Genomic DNA, 14,060 nt, shown 5'->3' with positions numbered 1-14,060 from the left:
ATTTTCCCGAAATGGTATGGTGAGGCCTAATAGGCTTTTGTTGGTGCTGTTTTAAAATATGTTCTTCTACTTCACGCTTAAATTCTTCTTTAGCTTCCCTCTCAGCCTGTTTCTCAGCATCTTCTTTTTGCTTCTCACGCTCTTTAATCCCCTCAGATATTGCACGTTCAATGTAATCATCAATCGTTTTTAAGCCTTCAACAGTCGCTTCTTTATCATTTTTTAATGCGTACTGAATCCCGAAATCATAATGCTTATAAAGATGTGCTTCATTTCTTAATTCACTTTCCACACGGGATTTTTCTAAATCCTTCATCTGATTTTGCAACTCTGTAATACGTTGGTGTGACTCGTAAGCCTGGTTATGAATTTCGCGTTCTCTTTCTGTAAGTTTAGTTTGTCCTGGATCTTCCTTTGATCCGTTCATTTCTTCTGTAATAACCTCTAAAGAATCTACTTCTGGTCCTTGTCCTCTTACCATGTCTAAAGACTTATTTTTTAATTCCGCTCTTGTTTCTGCCTTTTCAATATGTTTTTCAGTCATTAAAATTCCTCCAATATTAATTATTAAATTATGCCTACTCCTCTTGCTCTAGATTTCTGTAGTTGATCTAATTGTTGAGCTATCTTATTAATGTCACTCTCTTGTCTTACGTTCATTTCGTTTACATTTATGTTAAATCCACCTGCAACAGTATTTTGACCATTAGAAGCCTTGTCTGCCGCTCTATCGATATATCGTTTTGAAAGGTCGTGTGGGATTATTTGCGTACCACGAGGTAGATTCATAATCTCTCCACCACGTTCATTTACGTAAGAAGGTCCTCCGCTAAAGAATGGTGTCCCGTTTGCATTATGAGGACCATATTGATCCATCTGACCGCCTTTAGATACGATTTCCATAACCTTTTTAGGGAATGTTAATCCGTCCCACCATCTTGCTAATTTCCCGCCTAAATCCATAATATTACCTGTACTTGTATCAACTTGATCTTCCAAGTCTTTATACGAACCTTTTAATTTTTCAATACCATCTTTACGTATTGATTCTGCATGTTCTATCGTTTTATCCCTTTGCTCTCTAGCGTTGTTAATTGCTGTTTCCGCTTGTTCCGCTGTCATTGAACCTACAACATCTCTCTGTTCAATAACCCATCGTTTTACTTCTTGGTATTGCTCTTCAGCCGCTTTCTTTGCATCGTCACGCTGCTTATTCATCTTTTTAATCGTATCTGCTGCCATTTCTGCATTAATACGACTTTTCGATTCTTTAAGATTAGACAGTAATAGCTCTTGTTCTACCTTATTTTTCGCCATAGCATCAATGGATTGCTGATTAAAAGTATTCAGAAGTCCCATAATTTCTTGATGTTCCGCTTCAGTAGTAGTACGATTTTCATTTTTGGCATTGTTATAAATCTCAGCAATTCTATTTTTCGCATTCTCTGTAGCTTGAATTTTTTCGTTATAATGGGCGTTTGTCTTCTCCATGATCTGTGCTTGCTGCTCAGCTGTTAATCCTTGAATCTTTGTAAACATTTCAGCATTTTTATTAATAGCTTCATCTCTTTGGTTTGTATACGCTCCGACAATCTGATTCTTCATTTCTTCAAATTGCCCAACAATCTTAGGCATGTTTTCTTCATTGATTGCTGTTTGCGTAGCGTACATTGTCGTTAACTCTGTACCAGTTTTTTGTGAGAGCTCCATAAACGCACCGACTGCTTTTTGTGTACCTTTTGATATTTTATCTACACTAGCGATAGTTCCATCAGCAGCATAGTTAATACGTTCTTTAAACAAATCCACAGCTGGAATCACTTCTGTTGTTAACCCTTTATAAATTCCATATCCAGCAGCACCAATAATAGCAGCACCTGCAACGAAAGGAGCCGCTGCCGCAGCTGCACCACCTATAGCTACACCTAATCCTCCCATACCTAACGCTGCTGTTCCTGAAGCGACTTCAACCGCTGCGGTTGCTGTAGCGCCAATACGAGCTACTTTTGCAAAGTCACCTATTTTACCAACTAATCCACCGATTACTCCGCCAAATCTTCCTAAGACAGAAAGTGTAGGGCCTGCAACTAAGGCAATCCCTCCGAGAGCAATAACCGCCTTCTGTGCTCCTGGAGATAAATCATTAAACCATCCTGTAACATCTTTAACTGCTTCTGATACAGCCGGAAGAACATCCATAGCTATATCTAACAGCATTTTCCCAAGTGGTTCTAATGCAGTTTGAGCTTCTCGCAATGTTTTTTGCCACTTTACAGAAATACTCTCATCTTGTGCCTTACGCATATCTTTCATGGCACCAGTAGTTTTACCTAAACCACCTTGCATTTCGTTTAAGGAGTACATTGTTTTAGCTTCGAGATCTTCCCATTTCGTTCCGTAGAGTGCAACTCCAATCTGACCTGCTTTAACCTGATCATCCATTCCTTTTAAATCATTAAGGACAGAATTGTTTACATCTTTTACAGTAGCTTTACCTTCTAAGAAGCTTTTCCATGTTTTCTGCGTGCCCTCTGAAAGACTTCCCATAGCCTCCGAAACGCCTTTTGAACCATCTTTAATACGAATCTGGAACTCTTTCATTACGTCATTCACGTAATCAAGATTGTAAGCTCCGTTTTTCGCGCCATTAGATAATAAATTGAAATATTCATCAGCTGAGTAACCCATATTCGCAAATAAAGGTCCATATTCGCTCACGTTATCAAATAACTCTTTTGAGAAATCTAATCCGTTTTGCGCACCGCTTGCTAATAAGTCCATCGCTTCTTGTGACGAAATACCGAAACCGACCATTAATTGATTAGCACCACGAGTAACTTCACTAATATCACTATCAAACGTGTCAGCTAAGAGCATCGCATCTTTCGTTACCCTTTGTAGTTCTTTGCCGTTATCAATTTCACTCATGTTACGTCTAGTAGTTACTAATGAGTTATTAACTTCATCGACATTTTCACCGAATCCATCTTTCCAAACAGCTTTAACATCACCATTAAGTCGCTTAGCTTCTTCGCTAGTCACACCTAAACTTTTTTGGATTTTCTTTTGCGAATTATCGAAATCAATAGCTGTTTTAATTCCCATAGCAGATACAGCAGCTAAAGGAGTAGTAACGCCAACTGTTAATTTGTCTCCCACCGCTGAAATCTTACTAAAGGCTTGTTCGATCTTACTACCAGTTTGTTCTGCTGTTTGTTGAAAACTTCTTAGTTGCGACTCAGCTTGTCCATTATTGACGGTTATATCAACGCCAATTCGTTCATGTCCTGCCATTATAAATTCACCTGATTCCCATAAGACAGAACAGTCATTTTAAACGCTTCATACGCTTCAGGTGGCATTAAAGCGGCTGTTAATGCCGATAATACCACCATTGCTAATTCATCCAATCCTAAGTGATTTACAGCCGTCTCAACAAGGTTTACCGTCTCATCTTCAGAAAAGATATGACCAGCACCATTTAGCAAGGCCCATACAACGGCGGAGAACTTGTACCGATTTACGATAGAGCCTTGTGCACACATTTCTCCGTAGTATTCAAATACATCTAAATCGTACATTTCTTGTAATTTATCTCGCCATTGATCCGTTAGCTTTAATTTATATACATCTGTTACCAATCTATCCTTTTGTACATTCTCATCGAAAACGAATCTGCTTATTTTTAATTCTTCATAAGGAGAATTATTCATCTCGATTCTCTCCTGTTCCTGGAGTAAATAAATGAGCACAAGCTTCTCTATATGAGTTACGACGCTTATGTGTATGTAACTCACGCGTTACCAATGATCTATCCCCGACAAGAAAATCTTCTAAATCTACAACAAGAAAAAATCCCTTGTATTTCTTTTCTGATGATGAAGCAACTGGACGTTTATAAATAGTTGGTAATTCGCTCAATATTGAACGGATTTGACGTTCTTCATTGCTTCTCGCTCCAACTCGTGACATAATTTCTTTAAATGTAATTGCGTTAGATCTTCCGGCAGGTAGTACGCTCAATACTACTTCATGCATATACGGGAGATCTTTTTGTTTTTTATTATTCATATAAAAACCCTCTCTATTTTGATTTATTTTCCCAATACTTTTGTTGATATCCCACGACCTTATCCTTATTCTTCTTTCTCCACTCTTTTTGATAAGATGAAAGCTTTTCTTTGTTCTTCTCTCTCCACTTCTTCATATACTCTCGACGTGCTATTACGGCTTGTTCTGTCATTATTGAACCCCTTTCTAAAAATAAAAACCCTACAACTCCCAATAGAAAAAATCCATTGAAAGCTATAGGGTTTCTAGAACCTCTGAATGTTATATATGATCTATTTAAAACGATTTGTTCGTTTACATTTTGGACATTTAATTTCGACTTCAACTGCACCATTGATTTTAGCGAGAAGTTTATTACATTTACACCGCAATTCTGTCATTCATTCACCGCCAATCTGATATATGTAACAAATCGCTATATAATGGCGTTTTGTATAGGTTAATTATACCATAATTGTCGTTGTTTTAATAGCTTTTTTTGTTGTTTTTTTATTCAAAAAGGTACACCCTATTAAGACTTTTTAGACGGCTTGTTATCACTTATTTTAAAACGTCCTATTTACACATCTAATAATTATGTTTATAATATAAAGTAACGAAAGATATAAAAAAGAGGTGTTTTTTTATGGCCATTTATGGATACGCGCGTGTTTCTACGCAAGAACAAAATCTAGCGCGTCAATTAAAGCAATTAAAAGAGTATGGTTGTGAGTACATATTTGAAGAAAAAACAAGTGGAGCAACTACAGATCGTCCTGAGTTACAACGAATGATGGAATCTTTACAAACAGATGATGTCATCGTCGTAAGTGATTTAACACGTATTAGTAGGAGTACCCAAGACCTATTTAAATTAATTGAAACAATTAAAGAACAGAATGCATCCATTAAATCTATTAAAGATACATGGCTCGATACCACAAGTGATAATCCATACAGTACATTCCTTCTTACTGTTATGGCTGGAGTAAACCAGCTTGAGCGTGATTTAATCAAAATGCGCCAAAAAGAGGGCATCGCAATAGCAAAAGAACAAGGGAAATACAACGGTAGACCTAAACAATTCAGTCATAAGAACGCAAAGGTTAAACATGCTATTGAGTTATATGAACAAGGTGGTAAAACAGTTAACGAGATTTGTAAAATCACCGGGTTAACTAGAAGTACTTTTTACTTAAGATTAAAAGAATATCAAGATAATAAGTAACCGTATCGGAGGATTATGAATGCTTAATAAATTACAAGTTGAGAAAGCCGAAGCCGAAAAAAACTTTTTCGCGGCAGTAAAACATTTAAAAAAGTTCCGAAAACAAATTTCTCCAGTATTTGAAAGCAGTCTGCAAAATGCCAACAAACGATTTAAAGACAACCTCTTAAAAACAGTGCAGAATGACAAGGATCTTGTGAAAATCGTCGAAGATGACGGTATGACCGTAGAAGAATTCGTGATGAACCGCAAACCTTTATATAACGAAAATGAATCTGATGCTTTTTCTTATTTTGTTCGTACTTTCATCTTAGAGCATTTCGAAATTGAAAATATAGATAAGGATATAAAATCTATAGAAAATGAAAAACTAATTATCAAACACCAAGAAGAAGGGAAATTAGCAGCAGAATTCGCATCACGTAAAGAAGAACTTGAAAATATGACATACGAAGAATTTCAAAGAGAGATTGGAGAATACGAGTTATTAGAAGTGACTTGTAAAATTAAAAGTGAAATATTTGAACTAAAAGAAACCGAGTTACTTATACATAGAGTTATTGATCTATACCGTAAAAATAATGATATTTTTAAAAATAACATCCAAAGTGATACTAATATAAAAAGTTTAAATAAGAACTTACCAGATTCAAAGGACTTTTTCGCCACACGATCTAATGAATTCAACGAGACATTTAAACAATCATACATGAGTAAAAGAAATGCCTTAATCTCCGATGGGTGGGGAGTTTTACCCGAAATATCAGTAGGTAACAAGGGGACTGGAAAACTTAGCGTAAACCTATCTAACGCACAATTATTTGTAGATAATGAACTTGAAGCAATCAGAAAAAAAATGAATCCTTCACAGTTAAAAATCGTTAATTTTATTGAAATGCAGGCCAACAAAGAAAAGGATATATTTTTGAATTTAAGTATAGATGATTTCTTTAGTTTAACAGAGCAAAAAAGACGTCCTGAAGTTGTTAGGTCGTTCATAGAAAACGTAGAAATTATAAGTAAATTCACTATGAAAATGCCTACTAAATTCAATAACCAATATAGAACTATCGAAAGTAATTACTTGGATTTTAAAGGGATAATTTACGCTGATAGTGATGAAGCCACTTTGTCTATCAGAAAGGGAAAGAAAATTGTAGGTGTACGGGTGATTTTAGAGGAATGGTGCAAATATACCAATGAAAACCAAGTGAAATATATTCCTAATGAATATTGGAAATTAAAAAAACAAAACGCTATCATCTTTTGTGATAAGCTCACACAGATAATGAGGGTTTCTCAATTCGATAACAAACGAAGAAAATGTGTAAAGACTAATAAGCACCTTTATAAAATTCCAGTAAAAACACTAGTGAATATGATGGAAAGTGATTTTAAAACTATTGAGAGCAAAGGATATTCATGGCTAAAAGCACAATTAGAAGATTCTTTTGATGAGTTAACGAACCTTGGTTTCTCTTTTCATTTTAACGAATATAATTTTGACAGTTTCGAAGAACTGATATCTCTTAATATTGAATTTACTAATGAAAAACTCACTCAGAGTTATATTGAATCTTTATAAACCATACATGGGGTGTAGATGATTAGAAAGTTAAAACCATACATGGGGTGTAGACAAACCATACATGGGGTGTAGACAAACCATACATGAGGTGTAGATAATATTTTTTTAAAAAAAAGAGCTTGTCCTTACAGCCACAAGGGGTTAAGACCTTTATAAGAGAATCATAGTTCCGTAGATATATTTAGATATATTAAGTAGGCAGCCACCTTTTAGGTGGTGGCGCCTTATTTGATAGAATGGTTTTACGCCAGCATCGGCGTACAGATCATGTAGAAATATAAAAAAACGAGGTGTAGAAGTGAAAGCAGACATGTTAAAACAGAAGATTAGTATAGTAGATGTATTAGAGAGATATACAAACGCAAAGATCCTTATTAAGGATAATGGTAAGTCTAAAAGTATTCCTTGTCCAATTCATGGAGGGAAAAATGAAAATTTCGCTGTTGATATTAATAAAAGTATTGCAACATGCTTTAGTAAATGTAATGAAACGTGGGATATTTTCTCTTTAACTATGAAAATGCATAACGTTGATTTTAAAGGAGCAGTCGAAATGTTAAAACGTGATTTCTTAAATGAAACAATAGAAAAAGCGCCTGTAAGTGCTCCAACACCAACAGACGCTAAAGAAAATAATTATAATCCTGTATACGCTAGTTTAGCACAAGATGATTATTTTATAAATCGTGGATTATCTCCTGAAATCATTGAAAAATATAGATTAGGTGTAGTATCTGATAAAACCGTGAAAATGTTAAAAGATGAAATACGAGAGTGTTTTTACAATAAACCATATATGATGACACAGTTTTATAGAATTATCCTACCAGTTAATGATCGTTATTTTATTGTTCGTTTTGATGAAAGTAGATCAAACAATAATGAAGAAATTGATAAACGGAAATTTCCGCGTTATAAAAATATCGGCAATGCAGAATTACTGAATCCACATTACATAAAAGACAACGAGATACAGTTTATTTTCGTTGTAGAAGGATATTTTGATGCTTTGAGTATAGAAACATTAGGTTATCATTCAATCGCTTTAAATAGTGTTTCAAACGCTTCTAAATTCATGAAAGAGATAAAACTTAATGAGGAAGATGCAAGACAGAAGCAATTTATTTTGATAGCTGATAATGATGAGGCTGGAAGAGAACTTGAAGGAAAATTACAAATTGAATTTAAGAAAATGAATATGTCACTTCATGTAGCAAGTTTAACAGACTACAAAGATATAAATGAATACCTTGTAGCAGATCATGAAGGGACAGAAAACTTTTTAGAAGAACAAATAGATAAATGCATTAATGGTAATAGTGCGTTTCATGTTTTGGCAGATTATTTTAATCCTGAAAAAATAGTTCCTATAGAACCAATCAAATTACATTTCCCTAAGTTAAATGATGTATTGGGCGGACTACGTACAGGTTTATATGTAATAGGAGCAATTTCGTCATTAGGAAAAACTACTTTTGTTCAGGAGGTCGTAGACAAAGTAGCTGAGCAAGGAGAACATGTGTTATTTTTCTCTCTAGAAATGGGACGTAAAGAATTAGTTGCTAAATCTTTAGTAAGAACAATGGGAGAGTTGAAAGTCGAAAAGAAAATTAACGGTGAAATAACTTATACACGTGATTTGTTAAGTGGAAAAATTAAAAACTACGATATTTTCAACTTGGCTACTGGGGAGTATGGAGAAACGGCGAAAAATCTGTTTATCCATGAGGGTATGTTTGATATTGATGTATATACGATCCGTCAAGAGATAGAGAAACATATCCGTTTACATAATAAAAAGCCTGTTATTGTTGTAGATTACCTTCAGATCTTGCAGCCAGTTAACGATAGAATGACAGAAAAACAAACTGTAGATAAAAATATAACGGAATTAAAGCGAATCACTCGTGATTTTGATATACCTTTAATCGCCGTTTCTTCTTTTAACAGAGGAAATTACAACTCAGAAGCTTCTTTCTCTTCTTTTAAGGAGTCAGGATCAATCGAATACAGTAGCGATGTTGTATTAGCATTAGAGTTAGAAAAAGTTAAAGATATACAAGATTCTACAGAACTAAATAAAGCAAAGTCTGAAAAGATACGAAAAATAACATTGAAATTGCTGAAAAATCGATTCGGGAAAGCTTTTGAAGAAATCCAGTACGACTACATTACAGACATGAATAAATTTAAAGAGAGATAAAAGGAAGAGATGGTGCTGCAGCACCATCTTATTTTTTTATATTCTTTATATTTTTTATATACTTTTTAAACAACCTTTTTGGACAGTACAACCCCTTAATGTTGTGTTTATCGAATAGTGTTTAAATAGGGTAGACTTAAATTAGATGGTATATAGCCGCTAAAAAATTAAACCCCCGATCATAGAAATAATCGGGGTGAATTTGCCTGTGACGAGACAGGCTACGTATTTTATTATATGTAGTTACAATACAAATATGTGCTTAGTTATGAAAAGAAGGGAACCGAGCTATATAAATATGCTAAGTTCCCTTCTCAAGAAGAAATCACGTATTGAATTAATCGTGTGAGTTTGTCTACGACGAGGTAGACTAAGTAAAAGTTATCTTTATCTTAATTCAAGAATAACTTATTTTAATAAAATCGTCAACTGTCTGTTAGGTTTTAGCCAATGATATAAATTAACGCTTTTAAATATCGAAAAGAGTTTTTAATCGAATGGACACTTTATCAATATCATCTTGATCTATTTTACCCAAAAATGCATCTAATCTTACCTTGCTGACAGTAGCAATATGTTCTGTTTTAACAGATGAATCACTATCTAAAAAGGTATATTTTGATTTTTTTAGAAAATAATGAGTGCTGTATCGTGGAATAACAGTCCCTTTTTTGTTAGTTTTTGTGGCTAACTTAGATGATAAGGGGATTACTACAACATTCGTATTATTTTTGTTAATGTTGTTATTTGAAATAATCAATACAGGTCTTTTTTTGTTTTGTTCAGATCCTACATTTTCTCCTAATTCACATAAATGAATAGCTCCTTGCACCATTCTTCTTTGTTTTTGAGTTACTTCATCATCAATCCATCTATGAGCTAAAGTTATTTTGTTGCTATGCCAGCGTGTTAGAGCTGCAGATTTTTGCGTTTTTTGTGTTTTCTTATCCAACATAATCTCCTCCTTAGTATTGATTGTACTGGATAAAACGCGAAAAGAATAACACATCTTTATAAAAACATAATTTATTTATGAGCGAACGAATATTTGCGTTGGTTGAGTTCGTTTGTTTTGTTAAATACTTTCTGTTTTCGGAACGCATTATAAGGGCACTCACTTAATGAGTACCCTATTTGAGTTGTTTGTTTTGTAGCTGAAGGGAATAGTGTTCCTATTAGCCTTAACCTCTCTTATAAAAGGTCTGTATAGTATGCAGTACATCATTAAAAAGGGGTGCAGTACTACAATGAGTACTACATAAAAGGGTGCATTGTGTGTGCATTAAAGTAACGTAGTATTCGAGTTTGTTTTGTAAAAGTAACGCTCCTTTTGGTAACGGTAATGTTACTTTTAAAAGTGAGCCCGTTTGGCGGACTGTATTTTCCGAGTTTGGAAAAAAGTACTCCATAAAACGTTTAGTATTTGAGTTTATTTTGTTCACGAACAAAGGAGTGCCCAGTTATACGCACCAACTCTTATATGCGTTCCTGGTCCATTCACCAGCGGGGCTATTTTATGAAGAAGAGCATAAGGGGTTTTTGCTATCACTAAGGGAGATAGATTAGGTAGTACCTAATAAAAATGTGATATCAAGAATGCGAAGAATTCAATGGAGTATTTAGCTTATCATTCCTTATCCTCATAGCCAGTTGTAGCGAATCTTTTTCCTAACTTTATGAGAAAGTCCGTCTAATAGACGGGTATGGATCGTCTTCATAATATGAAGGTCAGCTCAAAGTTGAGTACCCTACGCTATAGCGATACTCATTTTTGAGTAAAAGGTAAGGGGGTCGCGTTTCACAACCTCCTTACCACTGTGCTTAATAAGCTCGAATTAGAGTTGAATTTATTAAGTGAAAGTATAGGTGAATGTTATGGTGAAAAGAGTGGTGAAGTTTTGCATTTTGTATTGATATGCAATGGAAAACGTTGATTTTATACCTATCTCAGCGAATAAAAAAGTAGAATAGAGAAATTTCACTTAGCGAGTGAAAAATGATTTCACCTATAGTTTCACTTTTATAATTGTCCACGATGGACAACGCTCTAGATTCAACATAGGTCGTTAAAAAGGTCACTAAGTTAAACTTATGGAGCTGACCTCCCAATTTGGGATGGCTTTACTACTAGTAAAGCCGTCGATTCATAAGAAAGCGCCTAAGATTGGGAGGTGAGTAATAATCACACCCTCATACAGTACGTGAAATTATTTAAAATCAATACACAAAACGCTAAAATGAGTTCTCTTCTTCTAAGTGGTTTAAACCCACTTAAGCATAAAAAAGATTCCCCATAATTGGGGAACCCTACTTCCAAAACTGGAACCATTTCTTTTCCTGACTAGCAGAAGCTGTCTCTAACAAAACCCGTTTTTCTTCTTGCATTTCTCGGATAGCTCCCATTAATTGCTGATCTCGTTTCTCTAACTTCTCGCCGATATACCGCTGCTGTTCATCCATTTTCTTAGCCATCTGCTGTAACATCTCGTTTTGCTGTTTAATCATATCTTTCAGCTCGTTATACCGCTTGTCATGTTGCTCATTTTCCGTTATAACGTTTGTATCAACCTCTGACATATCATTTTCTTTAACCCATGTCATGATTGCGTTACAAGCCTGTTTTAATGTCATATCAGGATGTGATTTAATTTCAATTAACTTCCTTAGTGTTATAACATCGTTATCAAGGAATCCACGGTGGCCGTGCTCATTCTTGTGAAAGTGGTACCCATGTTCCTCAAGCATGATACAGTACTTACGCAAGGTTGACTCCTGGATTTTAAGCATCGTTGCTACGTCTTTGCTGACATATATGGATTGAGAGCCGCCTGTTTTATCTGTCATAGCGCTTCACCTCTACCAAAATATTCGTTATAACAATGATATATCCTTTTCCGTAATAATTCACGTATCTTTTTTGTCTGCTCTGGTTTCAGTTCCAACTTCAATAACTTTGACATGCGTAATATATTTAGTTTGTATTAACATTCCTAGCTTCTTAATCAGTAATGTTTTTTCTTTAAGAAATAGATCTTCTAATCCTTCTAAATAGTCTTCTTTGTTATATTCATTTACTACTTTGCCATCAAATTCTTTCCCATTAGAAAAATAAAAAGTTACATGATATGTATGCTCTTTAGCCATTCACTCCACCTACTTTCGAAATATATAAGTAGGATTCCCCAATGCAATATAAAAAAAAGACGTGGATTCCCACGCCTTAATTATTCTTTAGCCATTCTTTTACCATATCTAAGTCATCTATCGCTTTTTCATCGCCATGCTTCGCTGCAAGTATAAGTTTATGTAACAAAACTTCAAATTCTTCTATCATGCTGTTCGTTTCACTCATAACATTGCACCTTCTTTATGTTGAGATTCTTTGATTGTTTTATCAATTAAAGCTTTCCATACCTTTTCGTCTGTTACTCTCTGTTCAACAAGATTCATCATTTCATCGAAGAGTACCCAGCCTTTTTCTAATGGAACACCATTATGTTTACATGAATTAATAAATGTTTTAACGATTTCTTTTGCTCTTGTTTTATTTTCCATGAGATTACCTCCAGTTGTTATATAACTTATAAAAAACTTTTTAAAATACTTTGGAAACGTATGATAATTCCCTATTAATAACTTTAATTAACGCTTCCGCTGCGTTCTCTTTGGTGTAATCTTCATCTGAAAGTAAATCATGTGCAATCCAGGCTAATTCATTTACTAACTCCGTTTTTTCTGCAAGATGTCCTAATTGTTCTTTTTGTGTTAACATATAATACATCCTTTCCATAGGGATAATGGGTTTAGAAAGAGTAGGAGGCGCTATCTCCTGCTCTTTCTTTGTTTTTACAATACTACTTTGTAATTATTTGTTGCTGTTCCATTCCTTTGAACCTCGATGAATCCCTTTTCCTCTAATTGTTTTACTAATCTTGTTACTGTAGCTCTACTCAAATTCGTGTAATTCTCCAATTCTGTAATTGAGAACGGAATAAACTTGTCGTTCGAGTAGATCGCTATCGTCAGTAAAACCAATTTTTCAGAAGACGAAATTTCATCTTTTTCCAATTCGAGAATGCGATATAGTGATTTCATCATTAAACCATTAACCTCCTGTAAATCATTATGTTGTTTACATTAACTAGTATAACAGTGAGTATAGTAAAATGCAATAGAATTAAAATAAAAACTAAAAATAATATAACCATACATGTAATTTCAAATAAATTAACCACCGAACGGAACGTTCACCCCTTTTGGGGACCACTGGGCAAAATGCCCACCCATAAAAAAGATGCCATTTCAACTAACACTCTCTAACGCTTCATCCATTCCGGAATATTTAACTCTAAACCTTCTATTCCAAGGTTCTTCATTAACTTTCTTCTTGCCGGATTCATCTGCTTTTTATAATCCTGTGGCGTTATATCCATCGCAAGGTAATGCTGCCTATCAGATTTGTAGTGATTTTTATGTAAATAACGCTCGTAAATCAATATTCTTTCTTGTTTATTTAACGAATTAACAGCATCTACGAGGAATCGATAGAATGAATGAACTAAAACATCACTTCTCGCTTTACAGAACTCCCTCAGACAGTCTACGAAACTTTCGTAATAGTTTCGTATAGGATTATCATAAATTAGCTTATTCCGGCTAACACGTGGCTCTGATTCTTCTTTTAAACGAACTTTATAGAAGCAATACACATGAAAAATATTGTTTAATGTCTTTTTATCCATATAAAACTCCCTCCAAAATAAAAAAGCCCCACATCGAAGCCCCCTCAAGTCCCTTGTCCCTGGAGTTCTTCTTGTAGTGCGTTCGTCTTTTATCGCTGCTGTGCAAATTGTCTTTGAATAATAGATAATGAATCTGTTAATTTGGTTTGGTTCGCTCCCACACCTGTTGTAATATGTCCGTTTCCTGTGAGTTGTTGTTGGATTATATTCAATGAGTTAGTAATAGGCCTCACCATACCATTTCGGGAA

16 protein-coding genes are annotated in these 14,060 nt (G+C 34.6%); 3 read left to right on the top strand and 13 right to left on the bottom strand.

Translation table 11 applies throughout. From position 1 onward, the window contains the following. The 5 genes from RT27_RS07130 to RT27_RS34770 all read right to left on the bottom strand — a co-directional run. A partial coding sequence (locus tag RT27_RS07130) for a hypothetical protein (protein WP_043935687.1) occupies window positions 1-544 on the bottom strand: 544 nt, incomplete at its 3' end. Between the two features lie 23 nt (window positions 545-567). Then, window positions 568-3,294: a phage tail tape measure protein gene (locus RT27_RS07125; RefSeq protein WP_043935686.1), complete on the bottom strand. Its 2,727-nt coding sequence runs from the start codon at window positions 3,292-3,294 to the stop codon at window positions 568-570. Then, window positions 3,294-3,713 (bottom strand): hypothetical protein, encoded by a 420-nt coding sequence (locus tag RT27_RS07120; protein ID WP_043935685.1) that lies wholly within the window; start codon window positions 3,711-3,713, stop codon window positions 3,294-3,296. Before RT27_RS07120 ends, RT27_RS07125 begins: the two co-directional genes overlap by 1 nt. Further along, window positions 3,706-4,071, bottom strand: a complete 366-nt coding sequence (locus tag RT27_RS07115) for a hypothetical protein (protein ID WP_043935684.1) — start codon at window positions 4,069-4,071, stop codon at window positions 3,706-3,708. The genes RT27_RS07120 and RT27_RS07115 overlap by 8 nt, the downstream gene beginning before the upstream one ends. A gap of 13 nt (window positions 4,072-4,084) precedes the next feature. Further along, window positions 4,085-4,243, bottom strand: coding sequence for a hypothetical protein (locus RT27_RS34770; protein WP_156137700.1), 159 nt, complete (start codon window positions 4,241-4,243; stop codon window positions 4,085-4,087). A gap of 453 nt (window positions 4,244-4,696) precedes the next feature. Between RT27_RS34770 and RT27_RS07105 the strand changes: the two genes are divergently transcribed. From RT27_RS07105 to RT27_RS32340, 3 genes are all read left to right on the top strand, one after another. Next, entirely contained in the window at window positions 4,697-5,278 is a 582-nt protein-coding gene (locus RT27_RS07105; RefSeq protein WP_043935682.1) for a recombinase family protein, read from the top strand. 19 nt (window positions 5,279-5,297) lie between these two features. Then, a complete protein-coding gene (locus RT27_RS07100; protein ID WP_043935681.1) occupies window positions 5,298-6,863 on the top strand; it encodes a hypothetical protein in 1,566 nt (521 codons plus the stop codon). Window positions 6,864-7,164: 301 nt separating this feature from the next. Further along, window positions 7,165-9,069 carry a DnaB-like helicase C-terminal domain-containing protein gene (locus RT27_RS32340; protein ID WP_052497699.1) on the top strand — a complete coding sequence of 635 codons (1,905 nt, stop codon included), beginning with the start codon at window positions 7,165-7,167 and terminating at the stop codon, window positions 9,067-9,069. Between the two features lie 469 nt (window positions 9,070-9,538). On the opposite strand, the gene RT27_RS07090 is transcribed toward RT27_RS32340, so the two are convergent. From RT27_RS07090 to RT27_RS07065, 8 genes are all read right to left on the bottom strand, one after another. After that, window positions 9,539-10,024 carry a type II toxin-antitoxin system PemK/MazF family toxin gene (locus RT27_RS07090; protein WP_052497700.1) on the bottom strand — a complete coding sequence of 162 codons (486 nt, stop codon included), beginning with the start codon at window positions 10,022-10,024 and terminating at the stop codon, window positions 9,539-9,541. Window positions 10,025-11,376: 1,352 nt separating this feature from the next. Beyond that, complete coding sequence (locus RT27_RS07085) at window positions 11,377-11,832, bottom strand: DUF3967 domain-containing protein (protein WP_231583604.1); 456 nt, start codon at window positions 11,830-11,832, stop codon at window positions 11,377-11,379. A 141-nt stretch (window positions 11,833-11,973) separates the two neighbouring features. Then, window positions 11,974-12,213, bottom strand: a complete 240-nt coding sequence (locus RT27_RS07080; protein WP_043935676.1) for a hypothetical protein — start codon at window positions 12,211-12,213, stop codon at window positions 11,974-11,976. Between the two features lie 76 nt (window positions 12,214-12,289). After that, complete coding sequence (locus tag RT27_RS36070) at window positions 12,290-12,421, bottom strand: hypothetical protein (RefSeq protein ID WP_269429666.1); 132 nt, start codon at window positions 12,419-12,421, stop codon at window positions 12,290-12,292. Next, a complete protein-coding gene (locus RT27_RS07075; RefSeq protein ID WP_043935674.1) occupies window positions 12,418-12,624 on the bottom strand; it encodes a hypothetical protein in 207 nt (68 codons plus the stop codon). Before RT27_RS07075 ends, RT27_RS36070 begins: the two co-directional genes overlap by 4 nt. Window positions 12,625-12,664: 40 nt before the next feature. After that, window positions 12,665-12,841, bottom strand: coding sequence for a hypothetical protein (locus RT27_RS35145; protein WP_197078001.1), 177 nt, complete (start codon window positions 12,839-12,841; stop codon window positions 12,665-12,667). Between the two features lie 74 nt (window positions 12,842-12,915). After that, complete coding sequence (locus RT27_RS07070; RefSeq protein WP_043935673.1) at window positions 12,916-13,167, bottom strand: helix-turn-helix domain-containing protein; 252 nt, start codon at window positions 13,165-13,167, stop codon at window positions 12,916-12,918. A gap of 218 nt (window positions 13,168-13,385) precedes the next feature. Then, entirely contained in the window at window positions 13,386-13,811 is a 426-nt protein-coding gene (locus tag RT27_RS07065; protein ID WP_043935671.1) for a hypothetical protein, read from the bottom strand. Window positions 13,812-14,060 lie beyond the last annotated feature (249 nt).

This window comes from Bacillus sp. L_1B0_5, assembly GCF_000836715.1.
GTDB lineage: Bacteria > Bacillota > Bacilli > Bacillales > Bacillaceae_G > Bacillus_A > Bacillus_A thuringiensis_S.
This window is presented reverse-complemented; position numbering and strand designations above follow the sequence as displayed.

What these genes read in the sequence shown, in the direction of transcription:
- RT27_RS07125 (WP_043935686.1), bottom strand. Translation starts at nt 3,294, where the DNA reads ATGGCAGGACATGAACGAATTGGCGTTGATATAACCGTCAATAATGGA.
- RT27_RS07120 (WP_043935685.1), bottom strand. Translation starts at nt 3,713, where the DNA reads ATGAATAATTCTCCTTATGAAGAATTAAAAATAAGCAGATTCGTTTTC.
- RT27_RS07115 (WP_043935684.1), bottom strand. Translation starts at nt 4,071, where the DNA reads ATGAATAATAAAAAACAAAAAGATCTCCCGTATATGCATGAAGTAGTA.
- RT27_RS34770 (WP_156137700.1), bottom strand. Translation starts at nt 4,243, where the DNA reads ATGACAGAACAAGCCGTAATAGCACGTCGAGAGTATATGAAGAAGTGG.
- RT27_RS07105 (WP_043935682.1), top strand. Translation starts at nt 4,697, where the DNA reads ATGGCCATTTATGGATACGCGCGTGTTTCTACGCAAGAACAAAATCTA.
- RT27_RS07100 (WP_043935681.1), top strand. Translation starts at nt 5,298, where the DNA reads ATGCTTAATAAATTACAAGTTGAGAAAGCCGAAGCCGAAAAAAACTTT.
- RT27_RS07090 (WP_052497700.1), bottom strand. Translation starts at nt 10,024, where the DNA reads ATGTTGGATAAGAAAACACAAAAAACGCAAAAATCTGCAGCTCTAACA.
- RT27_RS07080 (WP_043935676.1), bottom strand. Translation starts at nt 12,213, where the DNA reads ATGGCTAAAGAGCATACATATCATGTAACTTTTTATTTTTCTAATGGG.
- RT27_RS36070 (WP_269429666.1), bottom strand. Translation starts at nt 12,421, where the DNA reads ATGAGTGAAACGAACAGCATGATAGAAGAATTTGAAGTTTTGTTACAT.
- RT27_RS07075 (WP_043935674.1), bottom strand. Translation starts at nt 12,624, where the DNA reads ATGGAAAATAAAACAAGAGCAAAAGAAATCGTTAAAACATTTATTAAT.
- RT27_RS35145 (WP_197078001.1), bottom strand. Translation starts at nt 12,841, where the DNA reads ATGTTAACACAAAAAGAACAATTAGGACATCTTGCAGAAAAAACGGAG.
- RT27_RS07070 (WP_043935673.1), bottom strand. Translation starts at nt 13,167, where the DNA reads ATGATGAAATCACTATATCGCATTCTCGAATTGGAAAAAGATGAAATT.
- RT27_RS07065 (WP_043935671.1), bottom strand. Translation starts at nt 13,811, where the DNA reads ATGGATAAAAAGACATTAAACAATATTTTTCATGTGTATTGCTTCTAT.